Origin of the sequence: Paenibacillus chondroitinus NBRC 15376 (genome assembly GCF_004000765.1) — a bacterium.
GTDB lineage: Bacteria > Bacillota > Bacilli > Paenibacillales > NBRC-103111 > Paenibacillus_E > Paenibacillus_E chondroitinus.
The window spans coordinates 113306-129071 of sequence record NZ_BILW01000018.1 but is presented as its reverse complement, the minus strand read 5'-3'; the positions used below and the strand labels follow the sequence as shown (position 1 = coordinate 129071).

The window sequence follows — 15766 nt, the reverse complement described above, 5'->3', positions numbered from 1 at the left end:
CGATTCTTATGAAGTGCTGTAAAGTTCTCAAATCCATGCGAATAGCTTAGGGGAACTGCTTGTAGGTTGGGCACGCTCCAATTCCTCGGCAATGATGCGAATGCCCTCTTCCATATCCTGTTCATCCGTCCGTATGATGCTAAGCCGCAGCAAGTTCATTTTGGGAAAAGAAGAAAGATACTGCTGATCGGATGGCACCACATCAACTCCCCGAATCTCCAGCCGCCTGACCATTTCTTCTGTATGACAGCCCGGAAGGCGTATGGCAGCGAAGACCCCTCCACTAGATGGTACGGAATATAAAGATTCTCGTGGCAATAATCGCTTTGCAATTTCCCCTAATGTTTTTATGCGATGATGGTACAAGGATTTCATTTGCTTGGCATGATGCGCATACATCCCGGACTTCATGTAAATCTCCAATACACCTTGAGAAAGAACCGAGGTGCTCAGATCCGCCGTTTGTTTATGCAAGTGGAGCGAAGGAATTAACGAATCCGGCACCGCTGCCGCAGCAAGCCTTAAACCAGGCAGCATCACTTTGGAAAAGCTTCGCAGATAAATCACATGACTGGCACCATGATATGCACGAATTGGGTCATCTTTCGAATTTGTTTCCAGATCAGCCAGATAATCATCCTCAACGATGTAAACGTCGTAGGCTTTGGCAAGCTCTGCTAGTCTCTGTTTCTCATCTTGCGTATAGGAAGTGCCTAACGGATTATGAAACCGTGGAATGGTATAAAAGAACTTGATCATATTGCTTTGAAAATGGCGCTCCAAGGCTGCCCAGTCCATCCCGTCAGGCGTTCTTTCGATGCCGATGACCGTTTGTTTTTGGGCTTTTAATGCAGCCAGCATCCCCCAATAGGTTGGTTGCTCAACCAGTATGTTCGTTTTTCCGTTGGGAAAAGGCATCGCGGATAGAAGATGAAGAGCTTGCTGCGCGCCTGAGAAGACAAAAATTTGCTGCTCGGAAGCGAATACCTGCTGCTGTTGAAACAGCTTCACAATCTCCTGGCGAAGCGAAAGTAAGCCCTGTGGATCGGGATAGGTGAAAATCGAAGCTTCAAATAGATCCATCGCTTTGTTCATGCATTGACGGAAGTCACTTTGGGAGATCGATGTTGGGTCTGGAGCAGCGGAGGCAAAATCGATTCGTTTTGTTTGAATCAAAGGAAGCAGCGCTTCTTGGGCAACAACAAAATAACCGCTCTTCGGACGGGAATACACCAGATTTTTGTTTTCCAGTTCCTGATACACGCTAATGATGGTGTTAAGGCTGCAATCATATTTCTCGCTCTGTTTCCGGATCGACGGCAGTTTTTGACCGGGTTTAATGAGACCGACGACGATGTCAGAGCGGATGCTCTGTATGATGGATTCCTTTTTACTTGTCATACATGCACCTCCAACCAGGAATCTGTACCCATACAAATTGAATTAACCTCAGTGTACACTTTCCATTGTACCTAATATAATACAAATCACCAAGTAAAAGATCTATTCGAGGTGATTTAAAATGAACAAAATGGCAAATGGCTGGTTTAGCGGAATGTTAGGCGTACTTATCTTTAGTGGATCTCTACCGGCGACACGATTGGCTGTCATGGATTTCCAACCTTTGTTTCTCACCGTATGCCGAGCCGCTATTGCAGGTGTGCTGGCGGGTGTGTTACTCCTCATCTTCAGGCAGCAACGGCCTCTCAAAAGTGACATCGTTCCTCTATTGTTAATAGCGCTCTGTGTGGTCGTAGGGTTTCCCCTACTGACAGCCCTAGCGCTCCAATATGTCACGGCCTCGCATGCGATTATCTATGTGGGGCTTCTGCCACTATCGACAGCGATTTTCGGTGTATGGCGAGGTGGTGAACGTCCACGACCGATCTTCTGGATGCTATCCGTCTTGGGCAGTTCCCTGGTGGTCGGATTCGCTTTAATAAATGGAGCTTCATCTTCGTTTATTGGTGACGGGCTCATGCTGGCGTCTATTATCGCGTGTGGTTACGGTTATGCGGAGGGGGCTAGACTCTCACGGAGATTAGGGGGATGGCAGGTGATCTCTTGGGCGCTAATCTTATCGCTTCCCGTTATGGCACTGCTCTCGTTGTCTTTCAAGCCGGATTCTTGGTCTAGCACCAGTGTTACATCGATCCTGAGCCTCGCCTACGTCTCCTTATTCAGCATGCTCATCGGTTTCGTTTTTTGGTATCGCGGTCTTGCTCTAGGAGGAATTGCAGCTGTCGGGCAGCTGCAGCTCCTTCAGCCTTTCTTTGGTCTTTTATTATCCGCTTTATTATTGCACGAGTCTATTGGATGGCCCATCTTTATGGTCAATATGGGTGTCGTGTTGTGCGTGGCGTTTGCTCGGCGATTTGCGGCGAAATAGGAGCATCTGCATTACTGCCAATACGCGTTACTGAGACATTTGGCGGAGGGGGCATCCTCTTAGGAGAGGTAAGCTGGCGGGCCACTTGGAGGAACTACGGGGCGCTATTCGAACAAATTATGCCTGTTTCCGCGTTCAGCAAGCGGAACTGCAGGGCCTTATTTGACCGCCTAACCCCGATTTCTTCAAGAAAACGGACAACTAGAGGATGTCAGTTCCCCTCCGCTTGAAGAGGAGCCTATTTCGATGAAATAGGGGCCCTGTAGTTCCCTTCAGGGAGGAACCAATGGAGCGATAGCAGCGACTGTGACAGCTATGTTGCATTTTGCGCAACCATTTGGCCGTAAAGGGGCCTCACTTCGCCTCTATATTGCACATAATACAAGGATTATTACATTTATATCGCTTACAATTCACCTTTTGCAACAAATGGTTGTATGATGCGCAACGAAAGACCGCAATCGCGGTCTGACCACACCATTACGTTGTTTTTAATGCAACGTAGCCCTTCAACTTTGCTGCACAGCCGAGCTTTCGCTCAACCCAAACATATAAATTCTTATCTTTTAACAAAGCCTCCTATTAAAGCTAAAACGCCAATTAGCTTTAATAGAAGGCTATAGACCAAATGATTGAACTAAGCATACCAACTGGCCCAATCAGCAGCAAGTAAGACTCTCAATACACCTAAACAATACGCCCATATCCCTCAAATGGATAGTCAATCGTAATACGACCCGCGTGGCAATCGCCAATGCCGCTGTAAAGATCGGCTTTGCCGTCAGGTCGCATGGCAATTCCCGAAGCAAAAACGCAGTCAACCAACTGCGGCGTCTTGGCAGGTCCCGGAGGATAACAGGAACGGCTTCCAATCAAATGAAGGTTGGATGACTCCCGGGTGGTTGGATCGAAGACCAGGGCCATGTTCAGGTACACCTTCACCTCGCCGCCATTCGCATCCTTATCCGTATAACAAATGTGGCCGATGACGCCAATTTTGCCGCTATCGAGCAGATAAGCCTGATTAACGCCTCCCCATTCGCCTTTCCCAAAAATACCGTAAATGTACGGTGCGTTATCAATAACTTCCGCGGTCAGATCCTCCAGACTGTCAATGATCGTGAAGCCTATCATGGATTCGCTCCCGTATTTGACACTCATATCTGCTCTGCGAGGACGCGAGAACACGCCGATCTTGCCGTCCTGCAGCGGAACAAGACGAATATCCTTCATTTTGTTAGGCCCGGTAGTGAAATAGCACAAATTGTTCAGATCAGTGCCCCGGAAGAAATAGCCGAAGAACGTGCTGTACTTGCCACGCTCATATTGCACATGAGTCCCGCCCATGACCAGCTCTTCACCGATTTCAGTAACATAAGGATCTTCCAGCGTATAGATCATGCTGTCTTTCACTACGGTCCATTCATCCTGTCCTGTCTCCTCAAAGAGGCGAACCCAAGAGCGCGCCCATTCCTCACGGCGTTCTATCCGCCCGAACAAGTAGCGCTTTCCATCCCGAATGAACGGAATAGAAACATTGTAGACATCAAAACCGTCCACGCCATGAAATACCAAAGTTGCACTTTCATATATCTTTTTTGCCGATTCAAAAGCTATTTTTTGCTCCTTCAGCGTCATTTTGCCACACCTACCCTTGTTCATTCATATATTTAGTCAGACTCGTCTATAAGCACAGTCGGAGCAGATCGTCCACGTCGGCCGTCGCCAAGCATTCCACCGTATCTGCCGCACCGTAATAAATTTTCACTTCGCCTGAAGGCTCCAAAATCATTCCGCCCGGGAAAATGACATCGTTGCGGAACCCGCCAGACGTCTCGTACTCCGCTTCCGGAGCAAGCAGCGGCGTCCTACTCATGCCCACAATTCGGCTCGGGTCATCGAGATCGAGAAGCATAATGCCGGCTGAATAGCGTTTTCTCCACGCCGGCTCCCACCCGTTTTTGCCGCGCGCACGGTCGATATCCACGGCATGGAACGTCGTCAACCAGCCCTGCGCTGTCTTGATCGGCGGTGCACCCGGTCCGACTTTATCGTTGGCGAACGGCACATCCTCCACGCCGAGCACGAGCTTGGAGTTGCCCCAATAGCACAGGTCGGGCGAGTCACTCAGCCACGTGTCAAAGCGGTCAACCCCGCCGCGCCCGTATACCGGGAACGGTCGTTCCAACCGAACGTACTTGCCGCCGATTCGTTCCGGAAACAACACCATGTTCCGGTTGTCCGGCACGGACATGCTGAGCACGTCAAAGCGGTTGAAGTCGTCCGTGACGGCAATGCCGCCTCGTACTCCATGCTTCGTATCAACCGCAAAGCACATATAACATCTGCCGTCGATAACGGTTAATCTCGGATCGTAAACGCGAACGACTTCTTCATCGTTCCAGGACCAGACTGGTTGCTGCTGCACATCCCAATGTACACCGTCATCGCTAAATGCCAACCCCAGGTTTGTCGTGCTGGCAGGCTCGATGGTTTCCGCTGTGGCATTGCCGTAATCATTGCGGAACACCATTACGTATTTTCCTTCGTATTTGGCAACACCCGCATTAAACACCATCGCCGGGCCGTAAGGTACATCCTTCGGCGATAGCAGCGGATTAGCCGGATGACGGTGAATGACCGAACTGGAATGCAGCTGTCCGATGATGGTTTGGTTCGTGTTCAAAGACATAGCAGATTCTCCTTTGTAATGTCGCTTTTATTTGCCCAACTTGTTCATATAGTCGATGTATTCTTTCTCGGCATCTGCAGTGGCAGGATACCATTCCTTTTCCAGGAAGTCTTTGAACTGCTGCAACGAAATGGATCCGAGAATGTATTTCATCTCCTGATCGTCCTTTTTCTTCATAAGATCGGGAATCGTTTTGCTCAAATTCGAAATTTTCGGAGACCGCACAGCCGGTACGTTGATGACCGTCATCTGCTTCATCGCCTCGTCAAACTGCGCCTTGTATTTACTCAGCCGTTCCGGTGTATCAGCGTTCTCGATAAGTGCCGGTTCACCATTGATAGCATTGGCGAGCGTCATATACGTACTTGTCGTGCTGGCCAATTTCGTTGTTTCGTCGGCGGTACGCGATATGCTCTTTGTAGCCGGATCGTAACTGTCATAGGTAAGGCCTTTGATCCCGATTTGGAACAATGTGTTAGCTTCGGCCGTATTCCCCCAGTCCAAAAATTTCAAGACGTCATCCACGTGTTTCGTCGATTTCGGGATCATCCATCCGCCCCACGTCGCCGGTGTCACCCAATCGCTCGCTACGCCTTTGCTATCTTTCAGAACGGCATGATACGTAAACTTTTTATCCGAATCCTTGTCTTTGGACAGGTTGCCCATGACGGTATATTGATGAGCGTAATTAATACCGACGCGGTTCTGGTTCAGTTTGTCCTGATCGACGTAAATTTTGTTGACCAAAAACTCCGGATCGATCAGTTTATCGTCGTTCAACTGTTTCATATACGTCAGGAAAGGGATGTACCCGGACATTTTCTCCCGGATTTTGTAATTGCCATCCGTATCTTTCGATCCGTTTTGGATCGGCAAGTTGAAAGCGGAGGTCAGGAAGTTGGACGAGTTCCAAATCGTATTGCCACCGAGCGTCGGGTTGGAGAAGCTGACACAATACGTATCCGCCTTGCCGTTGCCATCGGGATCGCCCAGCGTAAACGCCTTGCACACGTTCGTAAACTCTTCGATCGTTGTCGGCGCTTTCAAATTCAGCTTGTCCAGCCACGTCTGGTTAATCATATAGCCCCAGTGATTGACCACGTTCGTACGAGGAACAATGTAGATTTTACCGTCGTTTACCGATTTGACACTATCCCACATTTCTTTCGTGATGTTTTTCGTCAGGTTCGGATATTGGGCAATTTTATCGTCGAGCGGGGTGAGTAAACCGTTCTTAATCCACGTTTCCATATTGGAATCGGCGCCGCCCCAGTTGTAGACCAGATCCGGCAGATCACCGGAAGCCATAAGAACCTGCAGCTTGTCGTTGTAATTGTTGATCGGTGGCGCTTCCACCGAAAGCTTGACGTTGGCCAACTTATTCACTTCGGCGATAACCGGGTTATTGTCAACGACGATCTGTGCATTGACCCTATTGAACATGCTGATGCTGACCGGCTCATTTTTGCCAGACGACGAGCCTCCACTGCTGTTTGACGTTTCAGCGTTCGGGCCGCAGCCTGCGACGACAGCCGCCAGCAGCGCTGCGCTGACGAAGGCGCTAACTTTGCGTTTATGCTTCATTTTCATTTTCCAAGACTCCTTCGTAGAAAGTTATATTACAACTGCATGAGAATACAGCTATAATCGAAAACATTGACGGGCCACGCCGCTTTAACCTTTAATCGAACCGACGAGCAGACCTTGCATGAAAAACCGCTGCAGGAACGGATACACGAGCAAAATCGGCAGCGACGCGAAAATAATAATCGCCATCTTGATCGTAAAAACAGTCACGCCGGCGCTGCTAGCGTCCATCGCATCCTTGGCGAGCCCGCCGTCATCCACGACCAAATCCCGTAAAATCAGCATTAACGGCCACAAATCCCGCTTGGACGTATACATAACCGCTGGGAAAAACGTGTTCCACTGCGTCACCGCGTGAAAAATGACGAACGTAGCGATGGCCGGCTTCGACAGGGGCACGATAATTCGCGATAACACTTTCAGCTCGTTGGCGCCGTCGATGAACGCTGCCTCCTCCAGGCTGGGCGGGATGGCGGCGACGAAATTTTTCATCAAAATAAGGTTGTAAGCGCTGAGTACTCCGGGCAAAATCAAGCTCCACAGCGTGTTGTACAGATGCAACGACTTCACCAGATAAAAATTCGGGATCAGCCCACCGTTAAAAAACATCGTGAACGTGATGAGCATAAGCACAGCATTTCGGCCTTTCAGATCCGTTTTGGATAGCGGATAAGCGGAGACCAGCATCAAAACGATGTTTATCGCCACGCCGATGAGCGTAATTAAAATCGTGTTCCTGTAACCGGTCCACATCAGCGGCATATGCAAAATTTGCTTGTACGCACCGAACTCGATATGGCTCGGGATGAGCTTCATCGGATTTTCCAAATATTCGGAATAAGGCGTAACGGAGAACGAAGCTACATAAATAAACGGGAACAAACAAGCTAAAGAGAACAATGTAACGAACAAATAGTTGACGGCATCGAACGATTTGTCGCCAATCGATCGGATTTTCATCATAAGCACCCTCCTCGTCGATCTGCAGCACGGATTACCATATACCGTCCTCCTTCAGCCACTTGGCGATACGGTTACCGGCGAGCAGGAAGATGAGCCCGATTACAGACGTGAAGAGTCCGACAGTTGTACCGAAAGAGAACCTTCCGCCGAGAATGCCGACCCGGTACGCATACGTCTCAAACACTTCAGACACATTCAGGTTCATTGGGTTTTGCAGCACGAATATTTGCTCAAAACCGTTGTTCATCACTTGCCCAAGCCGCAAGATCAGCAAAATGACAATCGTTGACTTGATGCCTGGCAGCGTCACGTACCATATCTTTTGCAACCGGCTCGCACCGTCGATGCTGGCTGATTCGTACAACTCCGAGTTAATGCCAGCAATCGCCGCTAAATAGATGATGCTGCCCCATCCGGATTCCTTCCAGATGCTGCTGAGCACGACGACGGGGCGGAAATAATGCGGATCAGCGAGAAAAAACACCGGATCGATACCTAGCTGCTTCAGGAAAATGTTGACGAGCCCCCATGCCGGCGACAGGAAGTTAACGAGAATACCGCCGATCACCACCCAAGAGATGAAATGCGGGAGGTAAATGATGGTCTGCGTCAGACGCTGGTACGCCATATTGCGCATCTCGTTCAGCAGCAAGGCCAGAATGATCGGCAGCGGGAAACCAAACACGATCCGCAGTACGCCTAAATAAAAGGAGTTCCAGAACACTTTGTAAAAATCGCTAAGGCCGAACATATACTTGAAGTTGTCGAACCCCACCCATGGACTATGGATAATCCCCTTCGAAAAATCAAAATCCTTGAAGGCCATCAGCACGCCGTACATCGGCACGTAATTGAATACGAGGAAATAAACGACGCAAGGCAGCAGCAGCAAATACAAATATTTCTTCTTGTTCAAATAACTAAGCACAGCTATCACCTCCACTTTTGTTTTGTCTTGACCAGTTTAATACTTACGCCCCCCCGCAACATCTAGGAATTATGGGAATCTGGATAAAATCTTTAGTTCGCTTGAATGGGATACAAAAGAGCAGCAGCCCGAAAGCGAAGGCTTCCGAGCTGCTGCTCTAATTCCTGTTCATTTATTTTCCTTGTGCGACACGCTGCTCCTTAAAAATGCTATAAATGTCTTTCGTCAAGATGATACTGTCTCTGTCGTGCGCGTAAAAATCCCGGTACCAGTCGTCAACTTGTTTGCCTCCGGCCTGCTCCCAGGCTGCAATGGCATCTCGTTTCGCCTGCTCCGGCGTGTAGTCCGGCGTTACAATCGCCTTAATCCAGATATCGCCTGTATCCACATCCACCTGATTTTTCGTAGCATTCAAAATCGCCTGCAGCTCCTTAGGCAGCTGCGGCATTTGCTCGGCGTTCGTCGGGCCGGCGATTGGCAGGGAGAAATCGACGTACTCCGAATTCAATTCAAACATATTTTTCACTTCCCGCTGAAGCGGATCGTGCACATCCAGCTTCTCGGTGGCGTAATAGCAATTGCCGGCCAAGATCGGTGAAGCTAACATCGCAAAATCGCCGGTGGCATAATTGAATTCCGTCCTCCATTTGTCCAGATCCGTCACAACCGGGCATTTGCCCGGCTCGGTCCTGCTGTGGACGCCTTCGAATCCATAGTACATCGTCTTCATGAATGTATCAGAGGATGCGAAGTCGACGTACTTCATCACCGCTTCCGGATGTTTCGTGTCGGCATTGACGACTGCTGTCATTTGAATTGGATTGACGAAAACCGAGTTGAACCTCCCCACCGGCGTCGACGGATACGGGATGACGGTCAGCTCGGCATTCGGCACGTTCCGCTTCAGAGGCGAGTAAGTGTCCGTATAGAAAGTGATCGGCACGTTGAATTGATCCATGTAAATACCAATTCGATTGTTTAGAAAATCTTGCTTCGCCCGTGCCCCGTTCTTGTCACTCAAAAAGTTCCGATCCACCAGCCCTTCGTTAAACAACTTCCGCTTGAACGCTATTAACGCCTCGATATTATCCCATCCATGCACGAGCTCCCCGTCTTTGACGACGAAGTCCGGGTACGTGACACCAAACATTTCACTCAGGACATAACCCGAGTTATAGGGCAAAGCAATACCATACGTATCATTTTTACCGTTGCCATCGGGGTCCTGCTCCGTGAACGCTTTGGCCACTTCGTAAAGCTCATCTGTTGTCGTAGGGACTGCCAAATGGAGTTTCTTCAGCCAATCGGCTCGTATGAAGATGCCTCGCGTCGGAATTGTCTCGTTAATGCGCCCGAACTGGTACAACTTGCCATCAGCTCCAGTACCCGCTTTGCGCAGTACCGGGTATTTACTCAACAGTTCCTTATAGGTCGTGCTGTACTTCTCAATCATGTCGTCGATCGGTCGCAGCAGTTTGCGGTCGATCAACGTATTTTTTATTTGCGGCGCATACTCCAACATAAGGTCCGGCGCTTCCCCTGAAGCGAACAGCGCGTTTAGCTTCTGTTCCGACTGAGATCGAGGAACAGCCACGAATCTCGCTTCCACCTCTCCGGTTTCGTTAATCCACTTTGTTATTTTGTTATTCTCTATCGTCCCTTCGCTGGACGGGATATTGCCACGGTCATAGATGGTCACCGTAATTTTTTCTTGCGTCGAAGCTTTCGGCGCGTCTTCGGCACGGTAATAGCTCGGGCTGGCCGAGCAACCAGCTGTGGCAACAATCAGCGCACCAGCCGCCAGCAGCGGCATGGCCGCACGCTTCAGCACATGCAGCATCTCCGCTCCCCCTTATATGGTAGTGTGCTTGCGATATTCCTTTGGCGATAAGCCGGTGTTTATTTTGAACAATTTAGCGAAATAATTGGGCAAATCGTATCCGACTCTACCCGAAACTTCCGTTACGTTCAGATTCGTATTGGACAGCAGCAGCTTCGCCTTGTCCATACGCACGTCAATTAGGAAATTGACGAAACTGCGGCCAGTCTCTTTCTTAAACAGGTGACTGAAATAAGCAGCGTTCAAATGAACGTGCGAAGCGACCTGCTGTAACGAAAGCTGCTCAGCATAACGCTCTTCGATGTAACGGACCGCCCGCAACACCGCGTTGGAGCTGTAACGGTTTTGCCATTCCTCATAATCCTGCATAAACCGCTCCGTCTCCGCCTTCATCCAAGCGCACACTTCATCTCCACTGCGGCATTCGTTCAGCTTTCCGATACGCTCCGTCAAAGCACGAGCCTCATACTCCCGCTCCAACTGCTTACGGGCTACGTCCTGCAGGGCAAAGCTGAGCGACAATGCCTCAATCGGCAGAGCTTCAGCGTCCATAGCTCTCATTTCTTTTATCAGCTCATCCAAGTACTGCTGCAGCGCTTCCGCTTGTCCAGCCATGATTAATGCCGCCGCCTGAGCGCCAATGAGCTGCTGACGGACACGGTTGACCGGCAGCGCAGCTTCCGGCTTACCGCCCTGATCTGCAGAGACACGGCTCTGCGCGCTCTCTGCCAGTGCCGCCTCGTACAAGTCGGCGAGCTCGCTGAGACTGCGGACGTGGCCGGCATTATGAACGAGGACCGTCAGACCGAGCAATTGCCGCACCGTGCTGCAAGCTGCATCCAGAAGCCGCTCCTCCTCGGCGCTAGCTTCGGCAGGCAGAAGCAAGGCGAAGCGACCGGCTTCGATTAATAGCAGCGTGCCCCAGGTTTCAAACACATCAAGCAGCTCGCCCATAATGTTAAGGACTGCGTATTGCAAAAGCGGCACATCACGCTTCATATACCCACGATCTTCAGGAAGGAAGTCGGCAACATGCAGCACGAACAATATGCTGCAGCGCAGCTCCCTTTCCAACTCAGCCGCCGCTTCTTGGCGATACGGAAAACGCAGGAACACGGCTCGCAACGCGTTTTCCTGCAGGAGTTGACGCTCGCTCGCCTCCTTGCGTGCGGCCATCTGTTTCTTTTGCACAAACTCATCCGCTTTAGAAAGGGCTTCATGCATGTCAGGTTTGCTGCACGGCTTGACGAGCAAATCGAGCGCCCCGCTGCGAAGCGCTGTTTGCGCATATTGGAAATCTTGAAACCCTGTAATGACAATAAACTCAATGTCAGGAAAGACAGCCTTTGTGCTCCGCAGAAGTTCCAGACCGTCCATGACCGGCATCCGAATATCCGTAACGACGAGATCAGGTTGAAGTTCGGCGATGAGACGCTCTGCGACCAAGCCATTCTCCGCCTCGCCGCAAACCTCCCAGCTCGCTTCGCTCCCTGCGATCATTTTGGCTAGGCCTTTGCGGAATAAAGGTTCATCTTCAACTAGCAGAATGCGCATCATGAAACATCCTCCTTTCCTCTATGGCATCCATTTCATATGGCAGTTTGACTTGAATGAGCGTCCCTTGCGCTAACCGCCGAATATCCATTCCGTACGACTCGCCGTGCACCAAGTAAATGCGCCGCAGCACATTGCGCACTCCGAGCCGCTCGCGCTCACCACGCTCGTCGTACAAGGTCCGGTCGTCGAGCAGCTGATGAATCATTTCTGGAGAAATCCCGTGACCGTTATCTTCGATTTCAACCCAAATCTCGGTTTCCCGTCTGCTGACACGTATCGCGAGCCGTTTGCTCGTCGTTTGATCCAGAAACGCATGAACGAATACGTTCTCGACAAGGGGCTGCAGCAATAGCCGCTGCATACGGCAGCTTAAGAGCTCCTCTGGAGCCTCGATACTGACGTACAACTCATCGCCATGCCGTGCTTCTTGAATCCTGATATAGTTGCGGATTTGCGCAAGCTCGTCTCGCAGTGTAATCGATGTCGATACGGGAGCGAGCGAATAGCGCAGTAGATCCGACAAGCTGGTGACGAGCGCCGCCGTTTCTTCGTCGTCGTAGAGCAGCATGATTTTCCAATAAATCGAATTAAGCGCATTGTGCAAAAAATGTGGATTTAACTGCGCCTGCAAGGCCTTGAGTTCGGCTTCCTGCTCACTCAGTTTGCTGACGTATACCTCCTGAATGAGCGACTGAATATCTGCGACCATCTTGTTAAAACTGTCAGTGAGAAAAGCAAACTCATCATTGGACGTACGTGGGAGAACGGTCCGTAGGTTGCCTTCGCGCACCCGCTGCATCGCCCTCACGAGCACATGCAGTGGTTTCAACATTTTGCCGCTGAAGAACGATACGCTTACCGCCATTAACACGATACTGACTAGCCCGAATGCAAGAGCCAGGTGATAGACCGTGCGCCCCTTAGCCTTAATATCGTTGAGCGAAATGCCGCTAACCAGCTTGAACGAGCGGGGTTCGTAAACGCTTTTCACGAACAAATAATCGTTGCCGTCGCGATGCTCGATGAAGCTGCCCGGTCCCTTACCCGGGGCGGGATCGAAACCGGGACTGCCTTCGGGTTCCCGGCTGTACAACAGTCGATCGAATTTATCGTAAATATACGCTCCGGCTGTTTGTCCCGCCATAAGCGGATCTAACAAACTGCCGAAGTATTGTTCGTCAATAATGAGGATCAGCATGCCGTATACCGTCTGCTGCTCGGTCGACTTGAGCCAACGCGCAGCAACGAGGCTGCTCTTCTCCCCGGTCGGCTCGTAGAAATCGGAGATATTCATCCGCTGCCAAACGATTTCCGCTGAAGTATTGGTCATCCCCTTTTTAACCTGCTCGTAAAAATCCGGGAACTGAAGCTGAATGGAAGGGTTCGCCTGGCTGAAATACATGTTGTAGCCTTGCAAATCAACGATATAGACGGCACGAATGTGCGTCGTTTCATTCTTGAGTGGCAGCAGAACGTTCTCCAGGTTCCGCTCCAGCATGAAATTGCGATACTCAATGCTTTCCCCGGGTGCCGGTTCAGCGTGCATATTTTGCACAATGCGTTCAACATAAGAGTTGAAAATCACGAAGTCCGTGATGCGGTAAATATCCTGAATTTTGGAGCCGATCTGCTCAATCGTTTGCTCGCTCGTTTTCAAGTATTGCTTGCTGATCTCACTTTCGAACAAGTTTAAATTCATTTTGTACGATATATAGCCGGTGACGAGCGAGCAAATTGTAATAATAACCGACAACGACAATATTAGCTTCACTTTGAAGTGCTGATTGATGTATTGGAGCACATTGGTATGCTTCATCATAGCTGTTTCCTCTTCCCGCAATAACAGACATTGGCTTTCCCCCATTATAATGACTCCTCGTCACTCTTGCAGCCAGCAAAATTATTAAAATGGATAAAATTTTTAGATGTTTAGATAGTGGGGGATTTAGAGGGTTGTGGGGATGTTAAAAAATCTTCACCGGTTTGGTGAAGATTTTTTAATGTTTTGTTAACCACTTTATAAGAAGATTAATATAAGCCTGGATAATTTCAATTCCAAAGTTGCGATAGGACACTAGGTAAGTATTCTTGTGGATGCAAAATCATCGCCAATAACACGCTTAATGATATGACTACAAGCCAAATTAAACTTTTGAATACAATCGATTTAAATTTTTGCGTGATACGTAGAGAAATTAACAAAATAGTAATATTAATAAATAATGTTGCTGGAATACTTACCACTCTTCCAAGACCTGTATATGGAAAGAATTCAATTAATAGAAACATGGTCGCTATACTGGGAATCATTGTTAAAAAGGAAACTAGTATTAACTTTTTCAAATGGTTCTCTCCCTGCCTACGCCCCCATCCGATAGTTGTATGCGTCTTCGGCAACCGTCCGCAGTAGCTTGTAGAACGGATTATCCATGGCAATTTTCCACTGATGCATATAGATCAGCATCTGATTGATGACGGTATCGAATTCAATGACGGTATTGTCCATTCCTTTATTAACCAAAGATTCGGCCTTCTGCTTCTCCTGAGCCGTAATTTTTTTGCTCTGAAAAAAGTTTGTAATATACCGCTGTACGCCGCCAGGGCCTCCTTTGCGAGGATATTCCAGCTTCATGTTGAGCAGAGATAGCTGTTCTTGCGAGAATCCTCCTGAAGCGAGAGTACTAATCAGCTTGTCCAGATGCTGGTGGCGCTTATTTACAAGCTGCATCACCTCGTCCTCGCTCGTGCTCGGATCAAAGGCGAAGAACAACGGCGTGTTGTCGAACTTCTCTGAGATAGATACATGCGTAAATTCGTGAGTAAGCGACCCTAATCGCTCTGCCGAGCCGCCCGGCGCATTGAGACCGTGATTGACCACATACTTCTCCTGCACCCCTTGCTGCTTCTCCTTATCATTCGTAAACCGCGCTCCCGGGTTCAGTGCATTCATCTTGATTTCACCCATATTGCCCAAGACCTCGGCCAACACCTGTTTCGTAATATCAGGCGTATCTGGATCGTCGGCTATAGCCTTCAATTGGTCGGCCTCGTGCTGCAGTACCTCTTCGATGGCTCCTGGAGTCGCTCTTAACTCCACGATAATTTTATCAAACATCGGACCGAATACGATGCCACCTAGACCAGGCACATCGCCTTTCACAAGCAGCCATTTATCTTGAGCTTCAACCATAGTGTAAAACTTTTGCGTCCCCGATTTACCTTCAGCTTGCGCGATCAACTCGATGACGCTCTTTTCTACAATCGCCTGTCGCTTCAGTTCATTCACCCCAGGAACCAAATCCTTTTTTGGTTTATTATCGACATATGTATTGCATTCCGTTATGATTTTCTCCAGCTGCGTGCTTCGTTTGGCGTAATCATTCTCAGCCAGCTTATGATAATCGACTAGTGCGCTATCCACATTTTTAATTTTGTTCATCGGTCTTAACATGACCGGTGTACTCTTCTTGAAGCTGTCGCTGTCCTCCAAACGCTGAACTACGGGACCTATTGCAGCCCCCTGTCCGGGATGTTCCTTTATCTTGGGATGGCTCTGCTCCACCATTCGCTGTACTGCCCGATTGCCTATCGTTCGATGCGCAGTTTGAAGCATCTGAATAGGTGCGCTTATCCCGTTGGCAATCGATTTCAAACGGTCAGAGCCGAATGCCTCCTGAGTCGCTGGTACTTTACGCCCCCGCGTCATATCTGTTTTCATCTATCCGCCCCTCCTGTTACTCCATCGTGTCCCGTTCATTATACCAAGTTTATAGGTAAATTTCCGATTCTTCATACACGTCAATCTGTCGC

General features: G+C 49.4%; 11 protein-coding genes. 1 reads left to right on the top strand and 10 read right to left on the bottom strand.

Annotated features, from left to right (window positions below; genetic code table 11):
* Positions 1-27 precede the first annotated feature (27 nt).
* A complete protein-coding gene (locus PCH02S_RS20350; protein WP_127455772.1) occupies positions 28-1401 on the bottom strand; it encodes an aminotransferase-like domain-containing protein in 1374 nt (457 codons plus the stop codon).
* A 121-nt stretch (positions 1402-1522) separates the two neighbouring features.
* On the opposite strand from PCH02S_RS20350, the gene PCH02S_RS20345 reads away from it, so the two are divergent.
* Entirely contained in the window at positions 1523-2389 is an 867-nt protein-coding gene (locus tag PCH02S_RS20345; RefSeq protein ID WP_127455771.1) for a DMT family transporter, read from the top strand.
* A 687-nt stretch (positions 2390-3076) separates the two neighbouring features.
* On the opposite strand, the gene PCH02S_RS20340 is transcribed toward PCH02S_RS20345, so the two are convergent.
* From PCH02S_RS20340 to PCH02S_RS20300, 9 genes are all read right to left on the bottom strand, one after another.
* A complete protein-coding gene (locus tag PCH02S_RS20340; RefSeq protein WP_127455770.1) occupies positions 3077-4027 on the bottom strand; it encodes a DUF1861 family protein in 951 nt (316 codons plus the stop codon).
* Between the two features lie 46 nt (positions 4028-4073).
* Positions 4074-5081 carry a glycoside hydrolase family 130 protein gene (locus PCH02S_RS20335; protein ID WP_127455769.1) on the bottom strand — a complete coding sequence of 336 codons (1008 nt, stop codon included), beginning with the start codon at positions 5079-5081 and terminating at the stop codon, positions 4074-4076.
* A gap of 27 nt (positions 5082-5108) precedes the next feature.
* The gene (locus PCH02S_RS20330) at positions 5109-6671 is read right to left on the bottom strand and encodes an extracellular solute-binding protein (RefSeq protein ID WP_127455768.1); all 1563 of its coding nucleotides are present in this window, start codon (positions 6669-6671) and stop codon (positions 5109-5111) included.
* 84 nt (positions 6672-6755) lie between these two features.
* Positions 6756-7631 (bottom strand): carbohydrate ABC transporter permease, encoded by an 876-nt coding sequence (locus tag PCH02S_RS20325; RefSeq protein ID WP_127455767.1) that lies wholly within the window; start codon positions 7629-7631, stop codon positions 6756-6758.
* Between the two features lie 31 nt (positions 7632-7662).
* The gene (locus PCH02S_RS20320; RefSeq protein WP_246069180.1) at positions 7663-8559 is read right to left on the bottom strand and encodes an ABC transporter permease; all 897 of its coding nucleotides are present in this window, start codon (positions 8557-8559) and stop codon (positions 7663-7665) included.
* Between the two features lie 172 nt (positions 8560-8731).
* Positions 8732-10399, bottom strand: coding sequence for an extracellular solute-binding protein (locus PCH02S_RS20315; protein WP_127455766.1), 1668 nt, complete (start codon positions 10397-10399; stop codon positions 8732-8734).
* Positions 10400-10411: 12 nt separating this feature from the next.
* Positions 10412-11956: a response regulator transcription factor gene (locus tag PCH02S_RS20310; protein ID WP_127455765.1), complete on the bottom strand. Its 1545-nt coding sequence runs from the start codon at positions 11954-11956 to the stop codon at positions 10412-10414.
* Positions 11934-13820: a sensor histidine kinase gene (locus PCH02S_RS20305; protein ID WP_127455764.1), complete on the bottom strand. Its 1887-nt coding sequence runs from the start codon at positions 13818-13820 to the stop codon at positions 11934-11936. Before PCH02S_RS20305 ends, PCH02S_RS20310 begins: the two co-directional genes overlap by 23 nt.
* 495 nt (positions 13821-14315) lie before the next feature.
* A complete protein-coding gene (locus PCH02S_RS20300) occupies positions 14316-15674 on the bottom strand; it encodes a hypothetical protein (protein WP_127455763.1) in 1359 nt (452 codons plus the stop codon).
* Between the last annotated feature and the right edge of the window lie 92 nt (positions 15675-15766).